The sequence below is a fragment of the Kitasatospora sp. NPDC058048 genome (genome assembly GCF_042885555.1).
GTDB classification, from domain to species: Bacteria; Actinomycetota; Actinomycetes; order Streptomycetales; family Streptomycetaceae; genus Kitasatospora; species Kitasatospora lactacystinica.
In genome coordinates, this window is sequence record NZ_JBHVRT010000032.1 from 80,210 (window position 1) to 106,083 (window position 25,874).

General features: G+C 74.5%; 21 protein-coding genes, 3 tRNA genes and 1 pseudogene. 15 read left to right on the forward strand and 10 right to left on the reverse strand.

Features of this window, described 5'->3' with window-relative positions:
* Positions 1-205: 205 nt before the first annotated feature.
* A complete protein-coding gene (locus tag ACFVVA_RS29295; protein ID WP_387693791.1) occupies positions 206-733 on the forward strand; it encodes a ribonuclease in 528 nt (175 codons plus the stop codon).
* A gap of 63 nt (positions 734-796) precedes the next feature.
* Here ACFVVA_RS29295 and ACFVVA_RS29300 read toward each other — a convergent pair whose 3' ends face one another.
* Positions 797-1,792: a hypothetical protein gene (locus tag ACFVVA_RS29300; protein WP_387693792.1), complete on the reverse strand. Its 996-nt coding sequence runs from the start codon at positions 1,790-1,792 to the stop codon at positions 797-799.
* A gap of 112 nt (positions 1,793-1,904) precedes the next feature.
* On the opposite strand from ACFVVA_RS29300, the gene ACFVVA_RS29305 reads away from it, so the two are divergent.
* Positions 1,905-3,179: an ADP-ribosylglycohydrolase family protein gene (locus ACFVVA_RS29305; RefSeq protein ID WP_387693793.1), complete on the forward strand. Its 1,275-nt coding sequence runs from the start codon at positions 1,905-1,907 to the stop codon at positions 3,177-3,179.
* Here ACFVVA_RS29305 and ACFVVA_RS29310 read toward each other — a convergent pair.
* A complete protein-coding gene (locus ACFVVA_RS29310; protein ID WP_359902930.1) occupies positions 3,169-3,903 on the reverse strand; it encodes a GNAT family protein in 735 nt (244 codons plus the stop codon). The two genes, ACFVVA_RS29305 and ACFVVA_RS29310, sit on opposite strands and share 11 nt — an antisense overlap.
* 706 nt (positions 3,904-4,609) lie before the next feature.
* Here ACFVVA_RS29310 and ACFVVA_RS29315 point away from each other — a divergent pair.
* The 5 genes and pseudogenes from ACFVVA_RS29315 to ACFVVA_RS29335 all read left to right on the forward strand — a co-directional run bounded on the left by ACFVVA_RS29315 (position 4,610) and on the right by ACFVVA_RS29335 (position 11,585).
* Entirely contained in the window at positions 4,610-5,554 is a 945-nt protein-coding gene (locus ACFVVA_RS29315; RefSeq protein ID WP_359902927.1) for a PAC2 family protein, read from the forward strand.
* A gap of 200 nt (positions 5,555-5,754) precedes the next feature.
* Positions 5,755-6,762 carry an SGNH/GDSL hydrolase family protein gene (locus tag ACFVVA_RS29320; RefSeq protein ID WP_387693794.1) on the forward strand — a complete coding sequence of 336 codons (1,008 nt, stop codon included), beginning with the start codon at positions 5,755-5,757 and terminating at the stop codon, positions 6,760-6,762.
* Positions 6,763-6,970: 208 nt separating this feature from the next.
* On the forward strand, positions 6,971-8,281 hold the full coding sequence (locus tag ACFVVA_RS29325) for a deoxyguanosinetriphosphate triphosphohydrolase (protein WP_387693795.1): 1,311 nt from the start codon (positions 6,971-6,973) through the stop codon (positions 8,279-8,281).
* Positions 8,282-8,338: 57 nt separating this feature from the next.
* Positions 8,339-10,246: a DNA primase gene (gene dnaG, locus ACFVVA_RS29330; protein ID WP_387693796.1), complete on the forward strand. Its 1,908-nt coding sequence runs from the start codon at positions 8,339-8,341 to the stop codon at positions 10,244-10,246.
* Between the two features lie 221 nt (positions 10,247-10,467).
* Positions 10,468-11,585: pseudogene (locus ACFVVA_RS29335) on the forward strand (RNA polymerase sigma factor).
* 13 nt (positions 11,586-11,598) lie between these two features.
* On the opposite strand, the gene ACFVVA_RS29340 reads toward ACFVVA_RS29335, so the two are convergent.
* The 4 genes from ACFVVA_RS29340 to ACFVVA_RS29355 all read right to left on the reverse strand — a co-directional run bounded on the left by ACFVVA_RS29340 (position 11,599) and on the right by ACFVVA_RS29355 (position 16,610).
* Complete coding sequence (locus tag ACFVVA_RS29340) at positions 11,599-12,765, reverse strand: DUF2690 domain-containing protein (RefSeq protein ID WP_387693797.1); 1,167 nt, start codon at positions 12,763-12,765, stop codon at positions 11,599-11,601.
* A 397-nt stretch (positions 12,766-13,162) separates the two neighbouring features.
* Positions 13,163-14,566, reverse strand: coding sequence for a glutamate decarboxylase (locus ACFVVA_RS29345; RefSeq protein ID WP_387693798.1), 1,404 nt, complete (start codon positions 14,564-14,566; stop codon positions 13,163-13,165).
* 102 nt (positions 14,567-14,668) lie between these two features.
* Positions 14,669-16,102 (reverse strand): FGGY family carbohydrate kinase, encoded by a 1,434-nt coding sequence (locus ACFVVA_RS29350; RefSeq protein WP_387693799.1) that lies wholly within the window; start codon positions 16,100-16,102, stop codon positions 14,669-14,671.
* Between the two features lie 202 nt (positions 16,103-16,304).
* Positions 16,305-16,610, reverse strand: coding sequence for a hypothetical protein (locus tag ACFVVA_RS29355; protein ID WP_387693800.1), 306 nt, complete (start codon positions 16,608-16,610; stop codon positions 16,305-16,307).
* Positions 16,611-16,860: 250 nt separating this feature from the next.
* Here ACFVVA_RS29355 and ACFVVA_RS29360 point away from each other — a divergent pair.
* Positions 16,861-16,933, forward strand: a tRNA-Asn gene (locus ACFVVA_RS29360).
* 61 nt (positions 16,934-16,994) lie between these two features.
* Positions 16,995-17,067, forward strand: a tRNA-Asn gene (locus tag ACFVVA_RS29365).
* Positions 17,068-17,253: 186 nt separating this feature from the next.
* On the opposite strand, the gene ACFVVA_RS29370 is transcribed toward ACFVVA_RS29365, so the two are convergent.
* Positions 17,254-18,000 (reverse strand): trypsin-like serine peptidase, encoded by a 747-nt coding sequence (locus ACFVVA_RS29370; RefSeq protein ID WP_387693801.1) that lies wholly within the window; start codon positions 17,998-18,000, stop codon positions 17,254-17,256.
* Between the two features lie 118 nt (positions 18,001-18,118).
* The gene (locus ACFVVA_RS29375; protein WP_387693802.1) at positions 18,119-18,970 is read right to left on the reverse strand and encodes a trypsin-like serine peptidase; all 852 of its coding nucleotides are present in this window, start codon (positions 18,968-18,970) and stop codon (positions 18,119-18,121) included.
* 189 nt (positions 18,971-19,159) lie between these two features.
* Between ACFVVA_RS29375 and ACFVVA_RS29380 the strand changes: the two genes are divergently transcribed.
* From ACFVVA_RS29380 to ACFVVA_RS29400, 5 genes are all read left to right on the forward strand, one after another.
* Positions 19,160-19,233, forward strand: a tRNA-Ile gene (locus tag ACFVVA_RS29380).
* Between the two features lie 335 nt (positions 19,234-19,568).
* Positions 19,569-20,516 carry an SPFH domain-containing protein gene (locus tag ACFVVA_RS29385; RefSeq protein WP_387693803.1) on the forward strand — a complete coding sequence of 316 codons (948 nt, stop codon included), beginning with the start codon at positions 19,569-19,571 and terminating at the stop codon, positions 20,514-20,516.
* 9 nt (positions 20,517-20,525) lie between these two features.
* Positions 20,526-20,753 carry a hypothetical protein gene (locus ACFVVA_RS29390; RefSeq protein ID WP_359915252.1) on the forward strand — a complete coding sequence of 76 codons (228 nt, stop codon included), beginning with the start codon at positions 20,526-20,528 and terminating at the stop codon, positions 20,751-20,753.
* 50 nt (positions 20,754-20,803) lie between these two features.
* On the forward strand, positions 20,804-21,472 hold the full coding sequence (locus tag ACFVVA_RS29395) for a GPP34 family phosphoprotein (protein WP_387693804.1): 669 nt from the start codon (positions 20,804-20,806) through the stop codon (positions 21,470-21,472).
* 101 nt (positions 21,473-21,573) lie between these two features.
* Positions 21,574-22,485 (forward strand): 1-aminocyclopropane-1-carboxylate deaminase/D-cysteine desulfhydrase, encoded by a 912-nt coding sequence (locus tag ACFVVA_RS29400; RefSeq protein ID WP_380347962.1) that lies wholly within the window; start codon positions 21,574-21,576, stop codon positions 22,483-22,485.
* Positions 22,486-22,539: 54 nt separating this feature from the next.
* Here the strand turns inward: ACFVVA_RS29400 and ACFVVA_RS29405 are convergent, their stop codons facing one another.
* Entirely contained in the window at positions 22,540-24,096 is a 1,557-nt protein-coding gene (locus ACFVVA_RS29405; RefSeq protein WP_387693805.1) for an LCP family protein, read from the reverse strand.
* A 119-nt stretch (positions 24,097-24,215) separates the two neighbouring features.
* Positions 24,216-24,680 carry a MarR family transcriptional regulator gene (locus ACFVVA_RS29410; protein WP_359915259.1) on the reverse strand — a complete coding sequence of 155 codons (465 nt, stop codon included), beginning with the start codon at positions 24,678-24,680 and terminating at the stop codon, positions 24,216-24,218.
* Between the two features lie 137 nt (positions 24,681-24,817).
* On the opposite strand from ACFVVA_RS29410, the gene ACFVVA_RS29415 reads away from it, so the two are divergent.
* Entirely contained in the window at positions 24,818-25,846 is a 1,029-nt protein-coding gene (locus ACFVVA_RS29415; protein WP_387693806.1) for an NADP-dependent oxidoreductase, read from the forward strand.
* Positions 25,847-25,874: the final 28 nt, after the last annotated feature.

Below are 25,874 nucleotides of genomic sequence, written 5' to 3' on the forward strand. Positions count from 1 at the left end.
TTTCCCCCCTTTCCGCGCCCCAGCACCGCGGTGTTCCTCCCCGCGGCCGTCCCTCCCCCCCCCTCGCCCCCACCCCCCCCCCGGCCGTACGTCTGTGCCCGGGCCGGCGCACCGGTCGGCGCACCGGCCGACGCGCCCGCGGTGTGGCGGCGGCCACGTGTGTAGCTGGCCCGGCCCGGCCAGGCCGCCTGCCAAGCTGGACCGCATGACCAACCGCAGAAACCCGCTCGTCGCCGTGGCCGTGCTGATCCTGGCGCTCCTGGCCGGGGCCGGGTACCTCCTCGCCAACCAGGGGAGCAGCCACCCCAAGGCCGCCGCGAGCGCCGCCGCCGGCGCCACGACGTCCGGGTCCGCGGCGCCCAAGCCCTCGGCCCCCAAGCCGACCCCGCCCGCCGGGGGCGCCGGCAGCACCCCCGCCCCGGCCGGCACCTGGGTCCCGACCGACCCGGCCATGGCCGACGTCTGCCGCACCAAGCTCCCCAGTCAGGCCCAGGACACCCTCGGTCTGATCGCCAAGGGCGGGCCCTACCCGTACAACCGCGACGGCATCGTCTTCGAGAACCGGGAGAGCCGCCTCCCCAAGAAGACCGGTAGCTACTACCACGAGTTCACCGTGGTCACCCCGGGTTCCAACGACCGCGGCACCCGCCGGGTGGTGACCGGCGACTCCGGCGAGCAGTACTGGTCCGCCGACCACTACGCCACCTTCCAGGAGATCGACTCCCGCTGCTGAGCGGGGCCGGCCGGGCCGCCCGCACCGCGTCGGCGGCCCGCCTCACCGCGTCGGCGACCCGCCTCACCGCGCCCGCCGCCAGGTGATCCGGGGGTGCGGTGCGTGCGGGCCGGTGGTGACCAAAGCGGTCAGCTCGTGGAGCACCGGGGCCGGGTCGCGGCGGAGCTGGGCCGGGGTGGTGCGCACCACCGGGAGGCCGGCGGCGGTGAGGCGGTTGGCGCGGGCCAGGCCCCGTTCGTGCTCGGCCGGGCGCAGGTGCCAGGCGCGGGAGTCGATCTCCAGGGCCACACAGGCGTGCGGCCAGTAGGCGTCCGGGACGGCGAGGAAGCGGCCGTCCAGGAAGAGCACCGGGTTCCACAGCGGGTCCGGCAGTCCGGCGTGCGCCAGCAGTTCGCGGGCCTCGCCCTCCACCACCGACCGCACCCCGACCGTCAGGTCCTCCACCACCCCGGCCACCTGGGGCAGCCCGAGCGCACCCGGGCGGGACAGCAACTGGTCGAGCAGTTCGCCGAGTTCGCAGTGCCGCCGCTGGACGGCCTCCGCGCACAGCGCCCGGAACCGGCGCTGCCCGGTCTCCCTCGGCGCGAGGTCCGCCAGGGCCCGGGCGACCGTGGTGCTCCACAGTCCGTCGGCGCGCTCGAAGCCGCCCGGCATCGCCCCGGACGCCCGGTGGATCCGGACGAACTCCCGGTCCCCGACCCGTCGTTGGCCGGGGATCAGGATGTCGACAGCGTTCAGGTCGGACGGGTGGCCGGCGCTCGGCAGCCCGGCCTCGGCCAGGACCGCCAGGCCGGTCAGCAGCACCTCCCCGGTCCGTGGTTCGCGTCCCTTCGGCGTCGCGTACGCCAGGGCGGCCCGCATCCTCTGATGGAACGTCAGTCTTCCGCTCTGCAGGCAGATCACCCGGGGCAGCACCTGCTGCCAGGGCCCGCCCGGCCGCAGCCGGTGGGCGATGGTGCCGGAGGGCACCCCGAGCCGGCGCAGCTGCGCGCGGGTGGCGATGTGCTGCTGGTCGGCGCCGAGCAGGGCGACCGGATCGAGGGGATTCGCGCGGGTCATGCCCCGGTGCCTGCCCGCCGGAATCGGAGGTATGCGAAACATCCCCCGTCGGTGGGGCCGGCGGTCACGGGTGTTGACGCGACGGTGGCCGAGCCGCTGAGCTGGATGCCATATGACCATTCCATTCACGCACGCCGGCCCCGCGCTGGACGCGCTCCTCGGCCTCCGCACGGGCGACGCCCTCGGAGCCCAGTTCTTCGTCCCGGAGACCGCCCGGACCCACCTCGCCGCCCGCACCGAACCGCCCGGCTCCTGGCCCTGGACCGACGACACCGAGATGGCCTGCTCGGTCCACGCCGCACACACCGAGCGCGGCGCGATCGACACCTTCGACCTCACCTACGCCTTCGCCCTGCGCCACGACTTCGACCGCGGCTACGGCCCGGCCGCCAACCGGCTGCTCCGGCTGATCCGCGAGGGCGGCGACGCCCGGCGGCTGGCCGCCGAACTCTTCGACGGCCAGGGCTCCTACGGCAACGGCGCCGCGATGCGGGTCGCCCCGCTGGGGGCGGCGTACGCCGAGGACCCGGCCGCCGTCGTCCGGCCCGCCGCCGACACCGCCGTCATCACCCACACCCACCCGCAGGCCGTGGACGGCGCGATCGCGGTCGCGGTGGCGGCCGCGTACGCGGTGCGGGCCCGCACCCGGCCGATGACACCGGAGCGCTTCCTGGAGTCGGTGGCCGGCCTCACCCCGAACGGTGCGGTCAAGGACGGCCTGGTGGAGGCCCGCGCGCTGCTCGCCCGGCCGGACTTCCGGCTCGCCGCGCAGGTGCTCGGCAACGGCAGCCGGACGTCCGCGGCGGACACCGTCCCGTACGCGCTGTGGTGCGCCGCCCGGAACCTGGCCGACTACCGCGCCGCCGTGTGGGACGCGATCGCGGCCGGCGGCGACATGGACACCGTCGCGGCGATCACCGGCGGGGTGGTGGCCGCGCACACCGGCACCGGCGGCATCCCGCGGACCTGGCTGGCCGCCTGCGAGCCGCTGCCCGACTGGGCGTTCCCGGAGCCGGGCGGCGTCCGCGCGGCCGGCGAACCCCACCTGACGCCGATCGGCCTGCCCCGCCCGCACCCCGTGCCCGACCTGCTCTGGTCGGACGCCGACTGGGAGCGGATCAGGCGCGGCCTGCGGGCCCGGGACACGGACGAGCGCTGGGCCTCCGTGGTCTCCGAGGGCGTGCTGCACCTGCACCGCAGCGTGGGTGGCGCGGAGGTCTACCGGGTCCGGGTGGCCCGGGTGCGGGGCGGCTGGCGGCCGGTGGAGGCCCTGGTCGAGGCGCACCCGGGACGCCACCGGGCCTGGGACGACCGCACCACCCTGCCGGCCCTCCTGGGCTTCGCGAGCCTCGGCCACGAGCCGTTCCGGGACGGCCTCAGGCGGTGATCATCAGCTGCCCGGCGCCGCTGCCGCCCTGTCTAAGGCACTCCTGGTTGATCGCCGGATCCGGGGCGCTCGGCGAGGTGGCGGCGGCGATCCGCAGCTCGATGATGTCCCGGACGGCCGGCCACTCGTCGTCGAGGATCGAGTAGAACGCGGTGGAGCGCACCACGCCGTCCAGCCCGCGCGAGTGCGCCCGGCGGACGCCCTCGGAGGTCGCGCCGAGCCGTTCGATGGCGGCGCGCGAGCGCAGGTTGCGGGCGTCCGCGCGCAGCGAGATCCGCTGCACGCCCCAGGTCTCGAAGGCGTGGCGCAGCATCAGCAGCTTGGCCTCGGTGTTGATGCCGGTGCCCTGGGCGCGCGGCGAGAGCCAGGTGTTGCCGATCTCGGCCGCGTCCGGGACGGCCGTGGCCGGATCGCCGAACGGGACCCCGGGCGCGGGCGGCCACACCATCGGGCCCTGCCAGTAGTCGAGTTCCAGGAACCGGGTGGAGCCGACCACCCGGCCGTCGGCGAGGTTCACCGTCGCGAACGGCAGTGACCGGCCCGCGGCCTGGTCGGCGAGCGCCCGCGCGACGTAGTCGCGGGCGGCTTCCCGGCCGTGCGGGACGGGGGTGAAGGCGTAGGTCGTACGGTCCTCGGCGCCGGCCTCGGCGATGGCCTCGGCATGGTGCGCGGCGAGTGGCTCCAGCCGCACGGTGCGGCCGGTGAGGATGACAGGTACGGGCACGGAACCTTGGTCCTTCATCGGTCGGAGGGTGCCTCCCGCGCCGGGGTACGGCTCGGGGTGCTCTGGGCTGGGTACGCCTGGGCCCGGGTCCGCCGGCCGGGTACCCGCGCACGCCGGAGGTCCGGTCGGACGGGGTGGGGGCGGCGGCCCGGAACGGGCGGCGCGGGGTGCCGGAACGGACACGGATCCTCGGACCGGTCCGGCGGGAAGAGCGACGGGACAGTGTGCGTCCGCGAGATGGCCGAGGAGGGTACGAGAGCGCGAAGGGAAGCAGGCGGCCAGGTGAAGGCAAGATGCGTCGTGGGTGGCTGGCCGAGCACCGGACCGGGACGTGGCCGACGGCGTTACGGACGACGTGGCGACGACGCGACGATGCGAGGCAGCGAGAGGACGATACCCGCCAGAAGGCGGTGCGTCACTTCGCGGCACGCGAATGGCCGCGCGGGCCGTTCGCGTGCCCTGCGGACCAGCCCCTCGCAGGGCCCTGACCAGGGAGTCTTCGGCCGGGTGCGATCATGGTCCGGAGCGCTCGTCCGAGGCCGTCGGGCGAGCCCCCCGGGGAGCCGTCGCACGGGCCCCGCGGGGCCCGCGGACGGGAGGTCCGCAGGACGGGGGCCGGCGGCGGGAATTCCGGCGGCGCCCGGCGCGCTGGACAGGACGAGAAGCCGGTCGACCGGGACGAGCAGGGAACGGGGTTGGGTGCGCGGTGCGTGACTTCCAGGCGTTGTACGAGCTGGATCAGCAGGGCGTGGCCGCCGTTGCCGCGGCCAACGAGCAGTTGCGCGACACCGGTGCCGGCCTCGTGCTGCTCCAGCACTTCGAGGGCTTCATGGACGCCGGGGAGGCCGGCGGCCAGGTGGTGGCCCACCTGCTGGAGACGGGTGCGCCGCAGGTGGTGGCCCGCTTCGACCACGACCGTCTGGTGGACTACCGGGCCCGTCGCCCGGCGATGGTCTTCGACCACGACCACTGGACGTCCTACGACCCGCCGGAGATCCTGCTCCAGCTCGTCCACGACGCCGCCGGCGCGCCGTTCCTGCTGCTCACCGGCCCCGAGCCGGACGTCGAGTGGGAGCGCTTCGCGCGTGCCGTCCGCGAGCTGGTGGACCGCTTCGAGGTGCGGCTCTCCATCGACTTCCACGGCATCCCGATGGGCGTGCCGCACACCCGCCCGGTCGGCCTGACGCCGCACGGCAACCGGCTGGACCTCGCCCCGGGCTACCCGCAGTGGTTCGAGCAGGCGCAGGTCCCGGGCAGTGCCCAGGCGCTGGTGGAGTACCGCCTCGGCGAGGCCGGGCACGACGTCCTGGGCTTCGCCGTGCACGTCCCGCACTACGTGGCCCGCTCCGCCTACCCGGCGGCGGCCGTGCAGGTCCTGGAGGCGGTGCAGTCCGCCACCGGGCTGGTGCTGCCCGGCACCGGGCTGCGCGAGCGGGTCCCCGAGGTCTACGCCGACATCGAGGAGCAGCTGGCCCAGGGGGACGGCGAATTGCGCTCGGCGATCCGCGGCATGGAGGGCCAGTACGACGCCGTGGCGGGCGCGGAGGGCCGGGAGAGCCTGCTGGCCGAGCCGGCGGACCTGCCCTCGGCGGACGAACTGGGGCGGCGCTTCGAGCAGTTCCTGGCCGAGCACGAGCGCGGCGCGGAGTAGCCGGGGCAGCCGGAGCGGGCGGGCGGAACAGGGCGGCCGGACGGGGTCCGAGGGGCGGATTCCGGCCGGATCCGGCTCGTCGTGCGGCGATCGGGCGCGGGTGGGAGTGATCGGCCGCGATCGTTCGTTGGCCCCTGGTGTGCCCGGGGGACGGGCCGCCGTAAGGAGCCGACCGTGACCCGTATCCCCGGGGGGAGACCATGCCGAGGACCGCACGCCCGACCATCGCCCTGACCGTCGGACTGGCCGCAGTGCTGCTGGCCGGCTGCACCGACAACACCGGTACCGACCAGCAGGGGAGCGCCACCGCGGGCGCGACGCCCGCCCGCGCGCAGGCCGGCGCGGACCCGTCGCCGACCGCCGCCCCGCCGCCCACCGGCCCGTACGTCGCGCTCGGCGACTCGTACACGGCCGGGATGAAGCTCCCGCCGCAGGTCGGCGAGCCGGGCGCCTGCTACCGCTCCGGGGCCAACTACCCGTCCCTGGTGGCGAAGGGGCTCTCGCTCGCCGCCGGGCAGTTCAAGGACGTCAGCTGCAGCGGCGCCCGCACCGGGGATCTGACCGGTCCGCAGAAGGTCGCGGACGGCACCAACCCGGCCCAGCTGGACGCGCTGACCGCGGACACCCGGCTGGTCACCCTGGGGATCGGCGGCAACGACGCCGGCTTCATGGAGGTCGTGACCGAGTGCGCCAAGGCCAACCTGGTGGACATCGTCAAGGGCGTGATCACCGACAGTGCCGACCGGATCAGCGATTCGCCCTGCCGGGACCACTACGCGGCCGGCAACGGCACCGACGACGTCCAGCGCAAGGTGGAGGCGGCCGGCGACCGGATCGCCCAGGTGCTCCAGGACGTCAAGAAGCGCTCCCCGAAGGCCAGGGTGTACGTGATCGGGTACCCGGGGCTGCTCCCGGCCGACCCGGCGAGCTGCCTTCCGGTGCTCGGCAACGCCGTGGCCGCCTCCGACCTGGGCTTCCTGGTGGAGAAGCAGCAGCAGCTGAACGGCATGCTCAAGAAGCGCGCGGAGGCCGCCGGAGCGGTGTTCGTGGACCTCGCCGGGCCCTCGGCCGGGCACGACATGTGCGCGGGGGAGGACAAGCGCTGGGTGGAGCCGCCCCTGCCGGCCCAGGGGCTGGTGCCGATCCACCCCAACGCCAAGGGGCAGGAGGCGGTGTCCGGCGTGGTTCTGAAGGCGATCAGGGGCTGAGGCCGCCCGGGCCGGGGGACGTTCGGGACGCAGGGGCGTAGGCGCGGGGGCGCAGGGACGCAGGGGGCGCGCGGGGCTGCGCCGTCCGGGTGGGGTCGACTCGCCGGGGCGGGCACCCGCGCGCCGCGCACCGTTCACGCCCCGGCCCGCGCTCCTTCGTGCGCGGCACACCCCGCGTGTCGGGGGCCGGGCGTACGGTGAAGGGCATATGGACGACACCACGCACCGCCTCGCCGCCCCGATCCCGTACGACCACGCTGCCGAGGCCCGCTGGGTCCCCGAACCCGACAAGCGCCCGGGCCGTACGGCCTTCCAGCGCGACCGCGCCCGGGTGCTGCACTCGGCCGCGCTGCGCCGGCTGGCCGGCACCACCCAGGTGGTCGCCCCGATGCGCAGCGACTTCCCGCGCACCAGGCTCACCCACTCCCTCGAATGCGCCCAGGTCGGGCGGGAGTTGGGGGCCGCCCTGGGCTGCGACCCGGACCTCGTGGAGACCGGTTGCCTGGCCCACGACATCGGCCACCCGCCGTTCGGCCACACCGGCGAGGAGGCCCTCGACCAGGCCGCCGAGGCCTGCGGCGGCTTCGAGGGCAACGCCCAGTCGCTGCGCATCCTGACCCGGCTCGAACCCAAGCGCTTCGCGCCCCAGGAGGAGCAGCCCGCCACCCGGCTCGCCCCCTGGCCGGGCCGCAGCGTCGGCCTCAACCTGAGCCGGGCCGCCCTCGACGCCGCCACCAAGTACCCGTGGACCAAGGGAGCCCACCCCACCGACCCGGCCTCGCCCAAGTACGGCGTCTACGCCGACGACCTGCCGGTCTTCCGCTGGCTGCGGGCCGGCTCCCCGACCGGGCGCAAGTGCTTCGAGGCCACCGTGATGGACTGGTCCGACGACGTGGCCTACTCCACCCACGACGTCGAGGACGGCCTCCAGGCCGGCCACATCGACCCGGCCGCCCTGCGCGCGCCCGGTGAGCGCGCCGAGCTCTTCAAGGTCGCCGAGCGCTACGCCGGGGACGCCGAGCCCCAGGAGCTGTCCGACGCCCTGGACCGGCTGCTCGCCCAGGAGTGGTGGCCCCGCTCCTACGACGGCACCGCCCGCGCCCGGGGCGGGCTCAAGGACCTCACCAGCCAGCTGATCGGCCGCTTCTGCCTGGCCGCCGAGCAGGCCACCCGCGCCCGCTACGGCCCCGGCCGGCTCACCCGCTACACCGCCGAGCTGGTGGTGCCGAGGGACGTCCGGCTGGAGTGCGCGGTGCTCAAGGCGGTCGCCGTCCGCTACGTCATGCAGCGCGACGAGCAGACCCAGCTGCGGGCCCGCCAGCGGATCGTGATCGCCGAGCTGGCGTACGTCCTCACCCAGCGCGCCCCCGAGGGGCTGGACCCGGTGTTCGCCGCCATGTACCGCGAGGCCGAGGACGACCGCGCCGCCCTGCGCACGGTCATCGACCAGATCGCCACCCTCACGGACGCCTCGGCCCTGGCCCTGCACGCCAAGCTGGTCGGCGCCGCCTGGGCGTAGCCGCCCGGAGGCGGCCGCCGCGGATCGAATGCCCGGCCGTCCCAGTAGACTTCCGGAGTGGCCGGGCGGATCAGGGACGAAGACGTACAGGCGGTGCGCAGCGCACTGCCGATCGACGCGGTGGTCGGCGACTACGTACAGCTGACCAACGGTGGCGGTGGCGAGTACAAGGGCGTCTGCCCCTTCCACGACGAGAAGTCCGCCTCCTTCTACGTGAACCCCGCCAAGGGCGTCTTCCACTGCTTCGGCTGCCAGGAGAACGGCGACACCATCGCCTTCCTGATGAAGATCGAGCACTTCACCTTCGCCGAGGCCGTCGAGCGGATGGCCGCCCAGGCCGGCATCACCCTGCGCTACGAGGAGGGCGGCTACAGCCCCCGCCACCAGCAGGGCGAGCGCACCCGGCTGGTCGAGGCGCACAAGGTGGCCGCCGCCTACTACCGGGAGCAGCTGGCCTCGCCGGAGGCGGAGATCGGCCGCCGCTTCCTGGCCGAGCGCGGCTTCGACGAGGAGGCCGCCACGGTCTTTGGCGTCGGCTACGCCCCCGTGGGGTGGGAGCACCTGGTCCGCTACCTGCGCGGCAAGGGCTTCACGGACAAGGAGATCCTGCTGGGCGGCCTCGCCTCGCAGGGCCAGCGCGGAGGCCTGATCGACCGCTTCCGGGGCCGGCTGGTCTGGCCGATCCGGGACATCGCCGGCGAGGTGGTCGGCTTCGGCGCCCGCCGCCTGCGCGAGGACGACAACGGCCCGAAGTACCTCAACACGCCCGAGACCCCGATCTACAAGAAGTCCCACGTGCTGTACGGCATCGACCTGGCGAAGAAGGAGATCGCCAAGTCGGGCCGCGCGGTGGTGGTCGAGGGCTACACCGACGTGATGGCCTGCCACCTGGCCGGGGTCACCTCGGCGGTGGCCACCTGCGGCACCGCCTTCGCCGAGGACCACATCAAGATCATCCGCCGGCTGCTGATGGACACCTCGCAGTACCGGGGCGAGACCGTCTTCACCTTCGACGGCGACGCGGCCGGCCAGAAGGCCGCCCTGCGCGCCTTCGAGGACGACCAGAAGTTCGCCGCCAAGACCTCCATCGCGGTCAGCCCGGGCGGCATGGACCCGTGCGAGCTGCGCCTGGCCCAGGGCGACGAGGCGGTCAAGCACCTGATCGACAACCCGGTCCCGCTCTTCGAGTTCGCGCTGAACTCGGTGGTGGCCCGGCACCGGGTGGACACCCCGGAGGGGCGTTCGGCGGCCCTGGAGGAGTCGGCCCCGATCGTCGCCAAGATCAAGGACCGCTCGATCCAGCACGAGTACGCCGTCCGCCTGGCCGGCATGCTCGGCATCCTGGACGAGCAGTTCGTCGTCCGCCGGATCTCCCAGCTGGCCCGCTGGGACCGCGAGCGCCAGCAGAACCCGCGCGGCGCGGCCGCCCAGCGCCGCCCGGAGCCGGCCCAGCCGCAGCGCCCGGCGCAGCCCGCCTTCCGGCTCAACCCGCGCGACCCGGCCCAGTTCGTCGAGCGCGAGCTGCTCAAGCTGGCGCTCCAGCACCCGGATCTGGTCAGTCCGGCCTTCGACCACTACGGCGAGGACGAGTTCCCGACCCCGCCGTACACCGCCGTCCGGCAGGCCATCGCCAAGGCCGGCGGCGCCGCGCACGGGGCGGGCCTGCCCGACTTCACCAGCGCGGTGCGCGAGGCGTCCCCGGACGACCAGGTGCGCTCGCTGGTCACCGAGCTGACCGTCGAGCCGGTGCGCTCGCGCCGCAAGGTGGACGCGATCTACGCGGGGGAGTTCCTGGTCAAGCTGCGCATGCTGGCGGTGGACCGGCGGATCACCGAGGTCCGCGGCTACCTCCAGCGGCTCGGCCCCCGGGCCGAGGCCGAACAGCTGCACGCGGTGCAGACCGAGCTGTGGCAGCTCCAGCAGTACGGGCAGGAGCTGCGCAGCCGGGGTGCGGCCGCTCTCTAGCGTTCGCTTCACAGAAAGTCGGCGCACGAGTCTCGGCCACGGAGCGTGGCGTACCGCACACTGGAGGACGTCCCACCTCCGTACAGCGCGGGTCCGCCAGAGTCGCGCCCGCCCCGAGGGGATGCCCGTGGAGCAAGGCCTCGTCGCAGCGACCACCACCAGTACGGGAACGAAGCCCGCCGGACCGGCCGGTCCGCAGGAGACCGGGGAGCAGGAGACCCATCACGGCCGGGCCCGGGCCGCGCCCCCGGACGGTGCCCGGATCCCCGCCCAGGGCCTGCCGGAGGGCCACCCGGACAGCCCGGTCCCCGAGACCGGGGCCGTCCCCGAGGCCGAGCTCGGGGCCGTGTCCGGGTTCGAGCCCTCGCCCGGAGCGCGGGCCGGGGCCGGGGACCGGCGGGAGCGCCGGGTGCCCGCCGAGGACACCGGTCCGGCCGCCGACCTGCTGCGCCAGTACCTGCGCGAGATCGGCCGGATCCGCCTGCTCACCGCCGCGGAGGAGGTCGAGCTGGCCCGCCGGGTGGAGGCCGGCATCTTCGCCGAGGAACGGCTGAACGGCGATACGCCGCCGCCCGACCCGCTGGCCGGCGAGCTGGACTCCCTGGTGGTGCGGGGCCGGATCGCCAAGCGGCGGCTGATCGAGGCGAACCTGCGGCTGGTGGTCTCCGTCGCCAAGCGCTACGTCGGCCGCGGACTGACCCTGCTGGACCTGGTCCAGGAGGGCAACCTGGGGCTGATCCGGGCGGTGGAGAAGTTCGACTACACCCGCGGCTTCAAGTTCTCCACGTACGCGACCTGGTGGATCCGGCAGGCGATGAGCCGGGCGCTGGCCGACCAGGCCCGGACGATCCGGGTGCCGGTGCACGTGGTCGAGCTGATCAACCGGGTGGTCCGGGCCAAGCGCGGTCTGCTCCAGGAGCGCGGCCTGGAACCGACGGCGGCCGAGATCGCCGCCGCCCTGGAGCTGACCGAGGAGCGGGTGCGCGAGCTGCTGCGGCTGGCCCAGGAGCCGATCTCGCTGCACACGCCGGTCGGCGAGGAGGAGGACGTCGCGCTCGGGGACCTGATCGAGGACGCCGACGCCGCCTCGCCCGCCGAGTCCGCGACCTTCCTGCTGCTGCGCCAGCACCTGGAGGCGGTCCTGGCCACCCTGGGGGAGCGGGAGCGCCAGGTGGTCCAGCTCCGCTACGGGCTGGACGACGGCCGCCCGCGCACGCTGGAGGAGATCGGCGCGGTGTTCGGTGTCACGCGGGAGCGGATCCGCCAGATCGAGTCGAAGACCCTGGTCAAGCTCCGCGACCACGCCGGCGCCGAGCAGCTGCGCGGCTACCTCGACTAGCGGCCGGTCGCGGTCAGGACGGACCGGCCGACGCGGCCGACTCGGTCGGAGCGGCGGCCGGTGCCGCCGGTGCCGTCGGTGCCGGCGGGTCGACGGGTGCCGCCGGGTCGGCCGGTGCCGGGTCGGCCGGTGTGGCCGGGGCCGGGGTCGTGGGCGCTCCCGCGCCGGTGCCCGGAGGCGGAGAGGCGGGACCGATCGGGATCGGGGTGGAGGCCACCACCATGGCCAGGTCGGAGACCACCCCGGTGCAGTCGTGGCCGGCCGGCTGGTAACCGCAGACCTGGAAGGTGACGGTCGGGTCCGCCGCGTTCAGCATCGCCGAGTAGTTGTCGTAGCCCCAGTGGATGAGCGCCGTCTCGGTGTCGCCGGCGCTGTCGCTGATCGTCGCGTAGTCCTTCGGCTCGCCCTCGGTGATGGCCGCCCAGGCCGCCCGGCAGGTCTGGCTGTACCGGAGGTAGACGACCACCTTGCCGATCACCTGGGTCTGCAGCGTCCGGGCGTCCTTGCCGCAGCCGGTGGTCTTCGGGTCCTTGTGCGCGCAGCCGACGGCCTGACAGGCCGGGGCGCCCGGGGCGGGCTTGGCGCTGGGGGAGGTGCCGGCGTCGGCCGTCGCGGCGGGCCGGTCGGCCGCCGAGGCCTGTCCGTCGTGCCGGCTGATCCGCAGGCCCACCAGCACCAGCAGCAGCGCCAGCACGGCCGCGCCGGAGAGCAGCGCCGCCGGACGCCGCCACCAGACGAGGGGGGCGGGCCCGGACTCCTGCCCGGTCGCCGGCGCCTCGTCGGTGGCCGGTTCAGGGGCGGTGGTCTCCTCGGGGGCGGGGTTCTTGGCCGCGGGCTCCTCGGGGCCCGGGCCCGCGTCCTCGCCCGCGCCCGCGCCTGAGCCCGCATCCGGGCCCGTGACCGGCGCCGCAGCCTGCGGCCCCGCCACCGCCTGCCGCCACAGCGCCCGCAGCGCGGCCGCGTCGCAGTCGACCGTCCCGGCCAGCGCGTCCAGCGCCTGCTCGGTGACGACCCGTTTGCCGTTGAGCCAGCGCTCCCAGGAGGCCCGGCTGTAGTGGGTCCGGGCGGCCAGTTCGGACAGCGACAGTCCGGCGGAGTCCTTGACGGCCCGGAGCTCCTCCGCCAGGCGTCTGGCGGGCTCGGACAGCTCCTCGGGCAGCTGCTTCCAGGCGGAACCCAACGCGGGCGCTCCAAACTCGAGAAACGGGGACGGGGAACGGGCGAGCGGCAGGTCCCGGCCCGGGCCGTTCGGCGTCTCCGCTTCTCCAACCTGATCGGCCTGGCGTCCCAAACCCCAGGTCATGGCGCTGAGACGGACGGAAGTGTCTCACAACCCCCGGAGGCGCTCGAACAATCACGTGGTCATCGTGCAGAGTTCTCTGGCCGGTGCGGTTCGCCCGTCGGTGGAACCGTTCGGACGCCGATCGATCACCCGTCGGTCCGCACCCGTTCCCGGCCCCCACCGGACCGGGGCAGCCTCGCGGGGGGAGGCTGCCCCGGTCCGCCGGGATGATCCGGCGGGGAGGGCGCTTCGCTGCGCCCTCCCCGCCGTGACCTTCTCCCGGTTGTGCGAAGTGTCAGTGGTGGAAGCCCGAGCGGGGCGGCACCCCGAGCTGCTGGAGCGGGACGGGCTGGCGCCGCAGTTCCGGCAGCAGCCGGTCGAGGTCGGCCAGCAGCAGGTCGGCGAGGTCCCGCGAGAAGCCGTTGCGGCAGACCACCCGGAGCACCGACAGGTCCTCCCGGTTCGCCGGGAACGTGTACGCGGGCACCTGCCAGCCGCGTTCGCGCAGCCGCCGCGAGACGTCGAACACGTCGAACGGGACGTCCCCGTCGGTGGTGAAGGCGAACACCGGCAGCTGGTCGCCCCGGGTCAGCAGCCGGAAGCCGTCCAGCTTCCCGATCCGCCCGGCGAGGTAGGTGGCGACCTCGCGGCAGGCGCCCTGGACGGCCCGGAAGCCCTCCCGGCCGAGCCGCAGGAAGATGTAGTACTGGGCGACCACCTCGGCGCCGGGCCGGGAGAAGTTGAGGGCGAAGGTCGGCATCTCGCCGCCCAGGTAGTTGACCCGGAAGACCAGTTCCTCCGGCAGCGCCTCCTTGTCGCGCCAGAGCGCCCAGCCCACCCCGGGGTACACCAGGCCGTACTTGTGGCCGGAGGTGTTGATCGAGGCGACCCGGGGCAGCCGGAAGTCCCAGGACAGGTCCGGGTCGAGGAAGGGCGCCACCATGCCGCCGGAGGCGCCGTCCACGTGCACCGGGACGTCGGTGCCGGTGCGCTCCTGGAAGGCGTCCAGGGCCGCGGAGATCTCCGCGACCGGCTCGTACGAGCCGTCGAAGGTGGAGCCGAGCACCGCGACCACACCGATGGTGTTCTCGTCGCACAGCGCGACCGCCCGCTCGGCGTCCAGGTGGAAGCGGTCGCCGTCCATCGGCGCGATGCGGGCCTCGACCTCCCAGAAGTTGCAGAACTTCTCCCAGCAGACCTGCACGTTGATGCCCATCACCAGGTTCGGCCGGGCCCCGGCGGCGTAGCGGTCGGGGTTGCGCCGCATCCAGCGGCGCTTGAGCGCCATGCCGGCCAGCATGCAGGCCTCGCTGGAGCCGGTGGTGGAGCAGCCGACGGCGGTGTCCGGGTCGGGGGCGTGCCAGAGGTCGGCGAGGATCGCCACGCAGCGCCGCTCCAGTTCGGCGGTCTGCGGGTACTCGTCCTTGTCGATCATGTTCTTGTCGAGGCACTCGGTCATCAGCCGGGTGGCCTGGGCGTCCATCGAGGTGGTGACGAAGGTCGCCAGGTTGAGCTTCGCGTTGCCGTCGAGCATCAGCTCGTCGTGGATCAGCTGGTACGTGGTCTCGGCCGCGACCGGGCCCTCGCCGAGCCGGTGCAGCGGCGGGGCCAGTTTCATCGCGCCCAACGGGTCGGCGACGGTCGGGTACGGGCCGATGCTCAGCCGGCGGTCGCCGCCGGCTCCCTTGTGCAGCGCCATGGCGTCCTGCCGCCCTTCGCGTCGGTGGCCGTGTCCCGTTCCACGCTGCCACCGGGCGCCGGGTGCCGCATCCGCACGGCCGTCACCGCCCCCGGGCCGGGGTCAGGCCGCCGCCTCCGGGTGGACCTGGTCGCGGGCGGCCCGGTACTGCTGACGCACCGCCGAGCCGATCGCCAGGTCCTGCTCCCCGTCGGGCTCGACGGTCTCGGCGTCCGGCAGCTCCCACTCCGGCGGCTCCGGGGTGCCCGCCAGCGCCCAGGCGGCCTGCCGGGCGGCCCCGCGGGCGGCGTGGGCGCCCGGTGGCGGCACCACGACCGGGACGCCGAACAGCATCGGGGCGATGTGCCGGACGGCGGGCAGCCGCCCGGCCGTGCCGAGCAGGAACACCCGCTTCACCGCGACGCCCCGGGCGCGCAGCACGTCGAGGGCGTCGGCGATGTTGCACAGCATGCCCTCGACGGCGGCCCGGGCCAGGTGCTGAGGGGTCATCGCCTCGGTCCGCAGCCCGGTCAGGGTGCCGGCCGCGTGCGGCAGCGCGGGGGTGCGTTCGCCGTCCAGGTAGGGCAGCAGCACCAGGCCGTAGGCGCCGGGGGAGGAGTGCAGGGCGAGGTCGCTCAGGCCCTCCAGGTCCCGGCCGAGCAGGGCGGCGGTGGAGCGCAGCACCTCGGCGGCGTTGAGGGTGGCGACCATCGGCAGGTGCCGGCCGCTGGCGTCGGCGAAGGAGGAGACCAGGCCGGAGGCGTCCACCACGGCCTCCTCGTGCACCGCGAAGATCGTTCCGGCGCTGCCGAGGGAGACCACCGCGTCGCCCGGGCCGAGGCCCAGGCCCAGCGCGGCGGCCATGTTGTCCCCGGTCCCGGCCGAGATCAGCAGGCCCTCGGGGGTGTGCCCGGCGGGCTCGGCCGGGGGCAGGACGTCGGGCAGCCTGAGCTCGTGGCCGAGCGCCAGCTCGACCAGGTCCTGCCGGTACTCGCCGGTGATCGGCGACCAGTAGCCGGTGCCGGAGGCGTCGCCGCGGTCGGTGGTGCGGCGCCTGGGGTGGCCGAGCAGCTGCCAGACCAGCCAGTCGTGCGGCAGCAGCACCTCGGCGATCCGACGGGCGTTGGCCGGCTCGAACTCGGCCAGCCAGCGCAGCTTGGCGATGGTGTACGTGGGGGCGGGCACGGCGCCGATCGCGGCGGTCCAGGCGGCCGGGCCGCCGAAGGCGTCCAGCAGCTTGGCGGCGGCCCCGCTGGAGCGCGGGTCGTTCCACAGGAGCGCCGGGCGGACCTGTACCCCGCCCGCGTCCAGGCCGATCATCCCGTGCTGCTGGGCGCTGACGCCGATCGCCCGGACGCCCTCCAGCAGGCCGCCGGTCGCGGCGTCGCCGAGCGAGTGCAGCCAGACCTGGGGGTCGGCCTCGCCCGGGCGCAGGTCCTGGTCCTCGGGGACAGGGTGGGGCGCCTTGCCGGAGCGCAGGACGGCGCCGGTGTCGGCGTCGCACGCGACGATCCGGGTGCGGTTGGTCGAGCTGTCTATCCCCGCGACGATGGCCATGCCGAGATCATGCCTCAGCCCGGTCCGGGACGCGTCCGGGCCGGGTGGGACGTTGCCGGTTCGCGACCGTGCGTTGGGGTTCGCTTGGGTCCGGCGTCACCGTCCCGTCACCGACGGGGGGTAGCCGCCGGGCCGTGTGTCGCGCGACACACGGCCCGGCGCAGTGGCGCACGGGGGCCACCGGCGGGCCGGCCGCCGCCCGTCAGGGGCGGAAGGTGCCCCAGCCGTCGTCCTCCGCCCGGGAGCGGTTGAAGTACGGCACCCGGTCGGTGACGGCGTTCGGCAGCCGGTCGCCGACCCGGTCCGCGACCGCGCCGGCCGCCCTCCCGGCCACCGCCCCGGCCTGCTGCCGGGCCCGGTCGGTCGCGCCCTGGACCGTGGGGTTCCGGGCGACCTGCCGGGTGATCCTGGCGATCTGTTCGTAGCGCCGGCGCCCGGCTCGTGAGCCGAGGACGTAGCCGGCCGCGAAACCCGCGGCCAACGACAGCTTCCACATGGTCGGATCCACCCTCTCCTGGCGGCTTCTGCCGCATTGCCCTACCCGTCCGTCGGGACGGCGAACCGTCCGCGCCCCAGCATCCCCGGCCCCGTCGCCGGGCGCGCGCGGGGCACGCCGGGCGGCAACCCGGGGCGAGCCGGGGGCAAGCCGGGGGCAAGCCGGGAAAGCGATTGGCGGACCACCCCCCCGAGTGCGCTAATGTATGTCCCGCAGCGAGCGCCGAGGAGCCCGGGAGACCGGGGGCCGAGGCGGGAGCCGATCCCCCATAGCTCAATTGGCAGAGCAGCCGACTGTTAATCGGCAGGTTATTGGTTCGAGTCCAATTGGGGGAGCTCGGGAGAAGGTCCTTCGGGTCCTGCTTCCCGTCCGTGGTACGGAAGTCGAGTACCGCGATCCCGCATAGCTCAATTGGCAGAGCAGCCGACTGTTAATCGGCAGGTTATTGGTTCGAGTCCAATTGCGGGAGCTGCACCGGGTCCGCCCGGTGACTGCTCAGAGCGAAGGCCCCTCGGTCGACCGGGGGGCCTTCGTGTTGTCGTCGTCCGGTCCCCCGGCGTGACGTACGCGACACCGCCCGGCTTCCCCGGGCCCGACCGGATCCGACCGGTATCCGACCGTGCGGCCGGTTCCGGTCCCGCGGCCGGCTCCCGGGTCAGGCGGTCGCCTTCCGGTAGAGGTCGGCGACCCGCTGGTCGAAGGTGACGCTGTACGAGGTGCCGGGGGTTTCCCCGCCCTCCTGGTAGCCGCCGATCACGCCGATCACCGTGCCGTTCGCGGCGACCCACGGGCTGCCGCTGGTGCCGTCGGTGTAGCCGCCGCAGTCGAAGCGTTCCTGGGTGGCGCTCTGCGAGCTGGTCCGGGCGGCGCAGGTGATCGGCTCGTCGCTCTCGTTCGGGTAGCCGGTGACGGCGACGGACAGGCCGAAGCCCTGGCCGGTGCCGATCGGATTGCCGCCGACCGCGTCCTCGACCTGCCGGCCGTCGACCGTGCCCACCGTGACGAAGGCCACGTCGTACTCGGGGTCGTCGCCGGCCGCCCAGTGCGGGTCGACGGTGATCGCCTGTACCGGCCAAGTCCCGTACGGCGTGGACCCGTTGCGGTAGCCGGGGGTGAACACCAGACCGTCCAGCAGGCCGATCCGGCGGGACTGCACGCAGTGCGCCGCGGTGACCAGCAGATTGCGCCGGGGGCTGTGCACCACGCTCGCGGTGCAGGCGCGCGGGCCCTGGGCGGTGCGGATGGAGAGGGTGCCGATCCGGTCCCGGGCGGGGCTCTGCTGCGCGACCTCGGCGGTCGGCACCCCGTCCTGCCCGCCGCACGCGGTGCCGGCGGCCAGCAGCAGGGCGGCCAGCGCGGCCGTTCGTGCCGTGCGCGGGGGCCGCGGCGGGCGGGAGGCCATCGGGGCTCCGTCTCGTTCCTCGGGGCGGGCACCGGGGCCGTGCGTTCCGCCGTTCGTGAGGAAGATCTACCAGGCCGTGCCCGGCGGCGCCAGCGCCGCGTGTCGGGTCCGCCGCGGATCAGCCGGTGGCGCGGTCGTACAGGGCCTGGACGCGGTCGCCGAAGTAACTGCTGTACGAGGTGTCCGGGCTGCTGCCGCCCTCCTGGTAGCCGCCGATCACGCCGACCACGGTGCCGGTCCTGGTGGCCGGGTCGAAGTCGGTGACCCACGGGCTGCCGCTGGTGCCGCCGGTGTAGTCGGGGCAGTCGATCCGCAGCTGGGTGGGGCTCTGCCGGTCGGTGGTGTTGGAGCAGGTGATCGGGACGCCGCTGCTGCTCGGGTAGCCGGTGATCTTCACCGGGAGCCGGTAGCCGCGGTTGACGCCCAGTCGGTTGGCGCCGAGCACCTGCTGGACCTGGCGGCCGTCCTGTGCCTGGACGATCGCGAAGGCGACGTCCATGTCCGGGTCGGCGTGGTCGTTCCAGTCGTCGTCCACGGTGACGGCCAGCAGCGGCCAGACGCCGCTGGGGGTGTCGCCGTCGCGGTAGCCGGGGACGAAGACCAGATCGCCGCGCTGCCCGAGCCGCGGGTCCCAGACGCAGTGGGCGGCGGTGACGACGAGGTTGAGCCCGGCGCTGTCGACCACACTGGCGGTGCAGAAGTGGTCGCCGTCGGCGTTGCGGGTGAACACCGCGCCGACCAGGCCGTTGAGCACGGTGGGCCTGGCGGTGCGGGTGACCCCGGTGTGCCGGCCGGCCGCTCCCCTGAGCCGCTGCCGGTTCCAGCCGTGGCTGTCGACGGAGGAGGCGGTGGGAGGTGCCGAGGTGACGGTGGGGGTGCCCCCGCCCGGGCCCGCCGCGGTGGTGCAGCCGGCCGCGGCCAGCACCAGTGCGAGCGTCGCGGCCGCCGCCCCCGTCCCACGAATCGTCATCCGCCCAGGCTGCCCCGAACGGGTGCCCCGCCGCCACCCGGGCTGCGCCGCCCGGGAGGCGCGTACCGTCGCGCACCCAGCTGCGCCCCCGGCGCGCACCACGGGTGATCGACCGGCTATGCTGCCCGGGACGGCCTCGCTGGGGCCGTCTGCTGCTGCCGTGCCGACGACCGGCGCGTGCGGCGAACCGGGGCGGTAGCTCAGCCGGTTAGAGCAGGGGACTCATAATCCCTTGGTCGTGGGTTCGAGTCCCACCCGCCCCACCTTCTCGATGTGCGACGAGTGTCGTACGACCCTTCGCGGGCGGGCCGCCGAGCCGGCGCCCGCCGCCTTCCCACCGCCTGCGACGTCGCAGAGTCTAGGCCGCGGCCACCCCCTTCCCCGTGTGGCGCGCCGGAATTCACCCGCCCGTGGGCATCGGCCCGGGCCGTCCCCGACGGTCGTGCGCCGCCGCTCGGCGGCCGTTCCTTCCCCCTTCCCGTCGCCGCCGGGCGGCCGTCCGTTCCCCTGTTCCCGTCGCCGGTCCCTGGCGCGGTGCGGCAAAAAAGTGATATCACTTTGCCATCGGATGCGGATGCTCGCAGAAGGAGTCGCTCCCATGACCACACCGCCTTTCGCCGTCGAGGACGGCCCCGCGCTGGACCTCCCGGTCCCCAGGATCACCGAACGGGTCATCACCGGGGCGGCCGGCCTGCCGGTGCTCTGCGGCGCACTGTTCGGCCTGCTCGCCGGGGTCGGCTCGGTCATCGCCGGCGCGGCCCAACTGTCCTCGAAGACCAGCGGGTTGGGCATCGCCCTGGTGATCGCCGGGCCGCTGCTGCTGCTCGGCTCACTGCTGACGACGTTCGGGCTGACGGTGGTCTCGCCCGGTCAGGCCCGAGTGGTCCAGCTGCTCGGGCGCTACCGGGGCACCATCCGCGCCGAGGGCCTGACCTGGCTGAACCCGTTCACCAACCGCCGGCACATATCGCTGCGGATCCGCAACCACGAGACCGAGACCACCAAGGTCAACGACGCGGACGGCAACCCGATCGAGATCGCCGCCGTGGTGGTCTGGCAGGTCGAGGACACCGCGATGGCGCTCTTCGAGGTGGACGACTACGCCGACTTCGTCGCCATCCAGACCGAGACGGCCGTGCGGCACATCGCCACCAGCTACCCGTACGACGCCCACCACGAGGGCCAGTTGTCGCTGCGCGACGGTGCGGACGAGATCGCCCGCAAGCTCTCCGCCGAGATCTCCGCCCGGGTCGCCGCGGCCGGGGTGCGGGTCGTCGAGTCCCGGATCACCAGGCTCGCGTACGCTCCGGAGGTCGCCCAGGTGATGCTCCAGCGTCAGCAGGCCGGGGCCGTGGTGGCGGCGCGCAGGCTGATCGTCGAGGGCGCCGTCGGTATGGTCGAGGAGGCGCTGGAACGGCTCGCCGAACGCGATGTCGTGGAGCTGGACGAGGAGCGCAAGGCCGCCATGGTGAGCAACCTCCTGGTGGTGCTCTGCGGCGACCGCGGCACCCAGCCCGTCGTGAACACGGGCTCCCTCTACCAGTAAGGCGAGGCCTTGGCGACGGAACGGAAGAAGCTCCTGTTGCGACTGGACCCTTCAGTTCACGACGCGCTCGCCCGATGGGCCGCGGACGACCTGCGCAGCACCAACGCGCAGATCGAGTTCCTGCTCCGCCGCGCCCTCACCGACGCGGGGCGGATGCCCGGCGGCGCGGCCCGGCTTCCCCGGCGCGGACGCCCGCCCAAGGAGGACCCGGAGAGCGGCGGTCCCGGCGGGGACTGACCGCGGCGGCCCGGGCCACCCGCAGATCCTCCAGATCCTGGGAGAACGAGATGGACCTGCCTGCCAACCTGCCCGAGAAGCTGTACCTGCTCGCCCACGACCCGCGGCGCGGGCGGACCACCCAGCACTCCTCGCTCAACCTGCTGCTGCAGGCGGCGGCGCTGACCGAGCTGTTGCGCCGGGGCCTGCTGTACGAGGAGGGCCGCAAGGCCGTCGCCCGGGTCCGCGGCGGCGCCGCCGAGGACGGCCTCGACCCGTACAGTGCCGACCTGTTGGGCCGGATCAGGGCCACCCGGCCGCACAGCTGGAGCTCGTGGGTCGGCCGCGCCAGGAGCACCGGGCGCGACCAGCCGATCCGCCGGGTCCGGGACGGCCTGGCGGAATCCGGCCTGATCACCCTCCGGCCGCACCGGGTGGCCGGCCTGTTCCCGGTGACCCTGGTCACCGTGCACGACCCCGGGGTCCGCAAGGCGCTGGAGGCCCGCGTCGCCGGGGCGCTGACGGGCCCGTTCAGCCGGGTCGACCCGGCCGACGCGGCGCTGACCGCCCTGGTGGCGGCGGGGAAGCTCCGTACGGTGCTCGGCTCCAGGGAGCGCCGGGAGCACCGCGGCCGGATCGCGAAGCTGGCCCCGGCGGCCGGCCCGGTCCCGCGCGCGCTCGGTACCGCCCTGGCCTGGCGGACGGCGGGCCACGCCGCGGAGAGCGCGGCCCTGGGCTGACGGACCGTCCACGGGGGTGACGGTCCGTCCGCGGAGCCGCGGAGCCCGGTCGCCCGTCCGGCGGCCGGGCTCCCGGCCGTCCGGGCCCGTAAGCTGGCCGGATGCTCGAACCCGCCCTGCTGCCGACCCCGCTGGTGGACTGCGCCGACGAGGCCTTCGCCCGGGCCGGGGTGGAGCTGCGGCTGAAGCGGGACGACCTGCTGCACCCGACCGTCCCCGGCAACAAGTGGCGCAAGCTGGCGCCCAACCTGGCCGCCGCCGTGGAGCAGGGCCACACCCGGCTGCTGACCTTCGGCGGCGCCTACTCGACCCACCTGCGGGCCGTCGCGGCCGCCGCCGGGGCGCTCGGGCTGGAGAGCGTCGGGCTGGTGCGCGGCGAGGAACTGGCCGACCGGCCGCGCAACTGGTCCCTGCGGGCCGCCGAGGCGGCCGGGATGCGGCTGGAGTTCCTGACCCGGGCCGAGTACCGGGAGGCCACCGGCCGGGCCGAGGGGGAGCACGGCACGGACGCGCCGCTCCGTCGCTGGGGCCGCTGCTTGGTGCTCCCGGAGGGCGGCTCCAACGCCCTGGCCGCCGTCGGCGCGGCCGCGATCCCGGCCGAACTGCCCGGTCTCGGCGAGCGGGACGTGGTCTGCTGCCCGGTCGGCACCGGCGGCACCCTGGCCGGTATCGCGGCCGGTCTGCCGGCGGGCGCGCGGGCGCTCGGGGTGGCCGTGCTGCGCGGCGGCGAGGGCTACCTGGAGGCGGAGGTCGCCCGGCTGCACCGGGCCGCCTACGGGCGCGGGTTCGGCAACTGGCGGATCGACCACGGGCACCACGGCGGCGGCTACGGCAGGGTCCCGGCCGAGCTGGCCGACTTCGCCGAGCGGTTCGAGCGCCGCCACGGGATCGCGCTGGAGCGCCGTTACGTCGCCAAGCTGCTCGCCGCGCTGGCGGACCTGGCGGGGGCGGGCGCCTTCCCCCGCGGCACCCGCCTCACCGCCGTCGTCACCGGGCTGCCGGACCCGCAGTAGCGACCGGTCGGCTCGTGGCCCACGGTCCGCGGCCCACGGTCGGCAGTCGGCCGGTCAGCCGAAGGTCAGGTTGGCGCACGGGTCGGTGTCGGCGTTGCGGGTGTTCTCCGCTATGCCGGTGGGGACGCCGCCCGGCACACCGCTCGGGACACCGCCCGGGGTGCTGCCGGGGGTGGCTCCCGCCGCGGCACCGGCCGGGGCACCGGGCTCCGGACTCGGGGCGGCCACCGTGTCGATCCGGGTGCCGGCCGCGCGGAAGTCGGCGCCGAGGGTGACGGTGATCGCCTCCGAGCCGGGCTCCTCGACCGCCCTGGCGCCGGGGAAGAGCGCCACGACCTGGTCGGCGGTGGCCTTCAGCGCGGGGTCGTAGGAGACCTGGGTGGCCTGGTGGCCGGGGGTGTTCTGGCCGAGCGCGACGTTGCGGAAGCCGCGCGCCTTGAGCGTCTCGGCGCCGGAGCCGGCCAGGCCGGGCGTGCCGACCCCGTTGACCACGGTGATCGGCGCCGCGCTCTGCTCCGGGGTGAGCGGGGCGAGCGGGGTGCCGGGGGCGGTGCCCGGGTCGGCGCCGGGGGAGGCGGTCACCTGGCCCGTCCCGGAGGTGCTCTGCCCGTCCAGGGTGCGGTCCTCGCGCAGCAGCTTCCAGAGGGCGTCGGCGTCCGGCTGCACCAGCCGTATTCGGTCGCCGGCGAAGCGCCAGGGCGCGGTGACGAAGGAGACGTCGGAGAGCTTGATGTCCTGGATCGAACGGGCGAAGTCCACCAGCTTCATCGCGGTGCCCAGCCCCTCGTCCACGGTGAGCGACTTGGTGGCCGCGTCGGCCAGCGGCAGCAGGGTGGGCAGTGAGAAGCCCTGGCCCTGGACCTTCTTGATCATCGAGGAGAGGAAGGCCTGCTGACGCTTCATCCGACCGATGTCGGAGTTGTCGCCGATCCCGTGGCGCGTCCGCAGGTAGTCCACCGCGGACTGTCCGGAGAGCTTCTGGAGGCCCTTCTTGAGGTGTATGCCGTACTGGTTGACGTCGTTGGGCACGCAGGCCTCCACGCCGCCCACGGCGTCGGACATCGCGGCCGCGCCCTTGAAGTCGACCACGACGGTGTGGTCGATCCGCAGCCCGGTGAGCTTCTCCACGGTGTTCTGGGTGCAGGCCGGGTTGCCCTTCTCGGCGAGGCCCACGGTGAAGGCGGAGTTGAACATCTGGTCGGTCTTCGGCGTCGTCCAGGTGCCGTTCGGCAGCTTGCAGGACGGGATGGTGACCAGGGTGTCGCGGGGGATCGAGACGCCGACGGCGTGCTTGTGGTCGGCGTAGACGTGCACCAGGATCGCGGTGTCCGAGTGGCCGACGCCCTCGTCGCCGCCGCCCAGCGAGTCGTTGCCCTCGTCGCGGGTGTCCGAGCCGAGCAGCAGCACGTTGACCGGGACGGAGGCGCCCGGGCTGGCCGGGACGGGGGCCGGCGGGCGCTCGGTGGCGACGCCGCCGGAGTCGAAGGTGGTGATGTTGTTGTCCAGCCGGTGGTAGAACCAGGCTCCGGCGCCCACGACCGACAGCACCAGTACGGCGGCCAGGCCGATGGCGGTCCGCAGGTAGCGGCGCCGACGCGTACTGCTGCTCATCCTCCGTGCCCCCCGTCTTCAGGTCTCTCGCGTTCGATGTTCGAACGTTAGACGTTCCGGGAGGCTGTTCGGTTACCCCCCTGGGGCCCGCGGAAGGCCCCCGGGTCCTGTGATGCTGGTCACGCGCCGGGGCCGGAGGCGCCCGCGAGCATCCGCCGGAGCAGGTCGCGCAGCGCCGTCCGCTCGTCCGGGCCGAGCGCGGCCAGTGGCTCGCGGGCGAAGTTCAGCGACTCGCGCAGTTCCTCGGAGGCGGCCGAGCCGGTGCCGGTGGCGGCGACCAGCTTGACCCGGCGGTCGTGCCGGTCGGCCTCGCGGGTCACGAAGCCGCGGGATTCGAGCCGGTCGACGATGCCGGTGATGTTGGAGGGCTCGCAGCTGAGCGTCTGGGCGATCTGGCGCATCGGCATCGGGCCGCGCCGCAGCAGCGCGAGCACCTTGGCCTGGGCGCCGGTGAGCGAGCGGGCGGCGGCGGCCTCCTCGTACTCGCGGTGGAACAGTGCGACCAGGTTGGCCATCAGGTCGACGACCTCGCGGGTGATCTCGTCGGGCTGCGGCGCGGCGTCCTGGATCGACTGGGTGTCCATGGTCGACAGTCTACCTGAAAAGTTGACAACGTGAACCTTTCATGCCCATCGTTACTTCAGTTGCTCAACCTTTCAGGTGCCGAAACCACACCTGAACCACACCTGAACCCGCAGCCGAACCGCAAGGAGCGCCCCCCATGGCAGAGCAGGCCGCCGCCCCCGCGACCGCCCGTGAATGGCACCTCGCCGCCCGCCCGCAGGGCTGGCCGGTGCCGACCGACTTCGCCCTGGTCGAGGCCCCGGTCCGGACCCCCGGCCCGGGCGAGATCCTGGTCCGCAACGCCTACCTCTCGGTGGACCCGTACATGAGGGGCCGGATGAACGACGTGAAGTCGTACGTCCCGCCGTTCCAGCTGGGCCGGGCCATGGACGGCGGTGCGGTCGGCTACGTCGTCGCCTCCGGGGCCGAGGGCTTCGCCCCGGGCGACGCGGTGCTGCACGGGCTCGGCTGGCGCGAGTACGCGACCCTGGACGCCGGGCGCGCGGTCAAGGTCGACCCGGCCGCCGCCCCGCTCTCCGCCTACCTCGGCGTGCTCGGCATGCCCGGCCTGACCGCCTACGCCGGCCTGCTCGCCGTCGGCGCCCTGAAGGAGGGCGACAAGGTCTTCGTCTCCGGCGCGGCCGGCGCGGTCGGCTCGCTGGTCGGGCAGATCGCCAGGCTCAAGGGCGCCTCGCTGGTGGTCGGTTCGGCCGGCTCGGCGCAGAAGGTGGCCAGGCTGGTGGACGAGTACGGCTTCGACGCGGCCTTCAACTACAAGGACGCCCCGGTCGCCGAGCAGCTCGCCGAGGCCGCCCCGGACGGCATCGACCTCTACTTCGACAACGTCGGCGGCGACCACCTGGAGGCCGCGATCGGCGCGCTGAACGTGCACGGCCGCGCGGTGCTCTGCGGTGCCATCGCCCAGTACAACGACACCGCCGCACCCGCCGCCCCGCGCAACCTCGCGCTCGCCATCGGCAAGCGGCTGCGCCTGGAGGGCATGCTGGTGGGCGACCACGCCGGGCTCCAGCCGCAGTTCGTCGCGGAGGTGGCCGGCTGGCTGAAGTCCGGTGAACTGCGCACCGAGGAGACAGTGGTGGACGGTTTCGAGAACGCCGCCGAGGCCTTCCTCGATCTGCTGCGCGGCGTCAACACCGGCAAGATGGTCGTCCGCCTGGACAGCTGACGCTCCGTCAGGTCCCCGGACCGCCCCG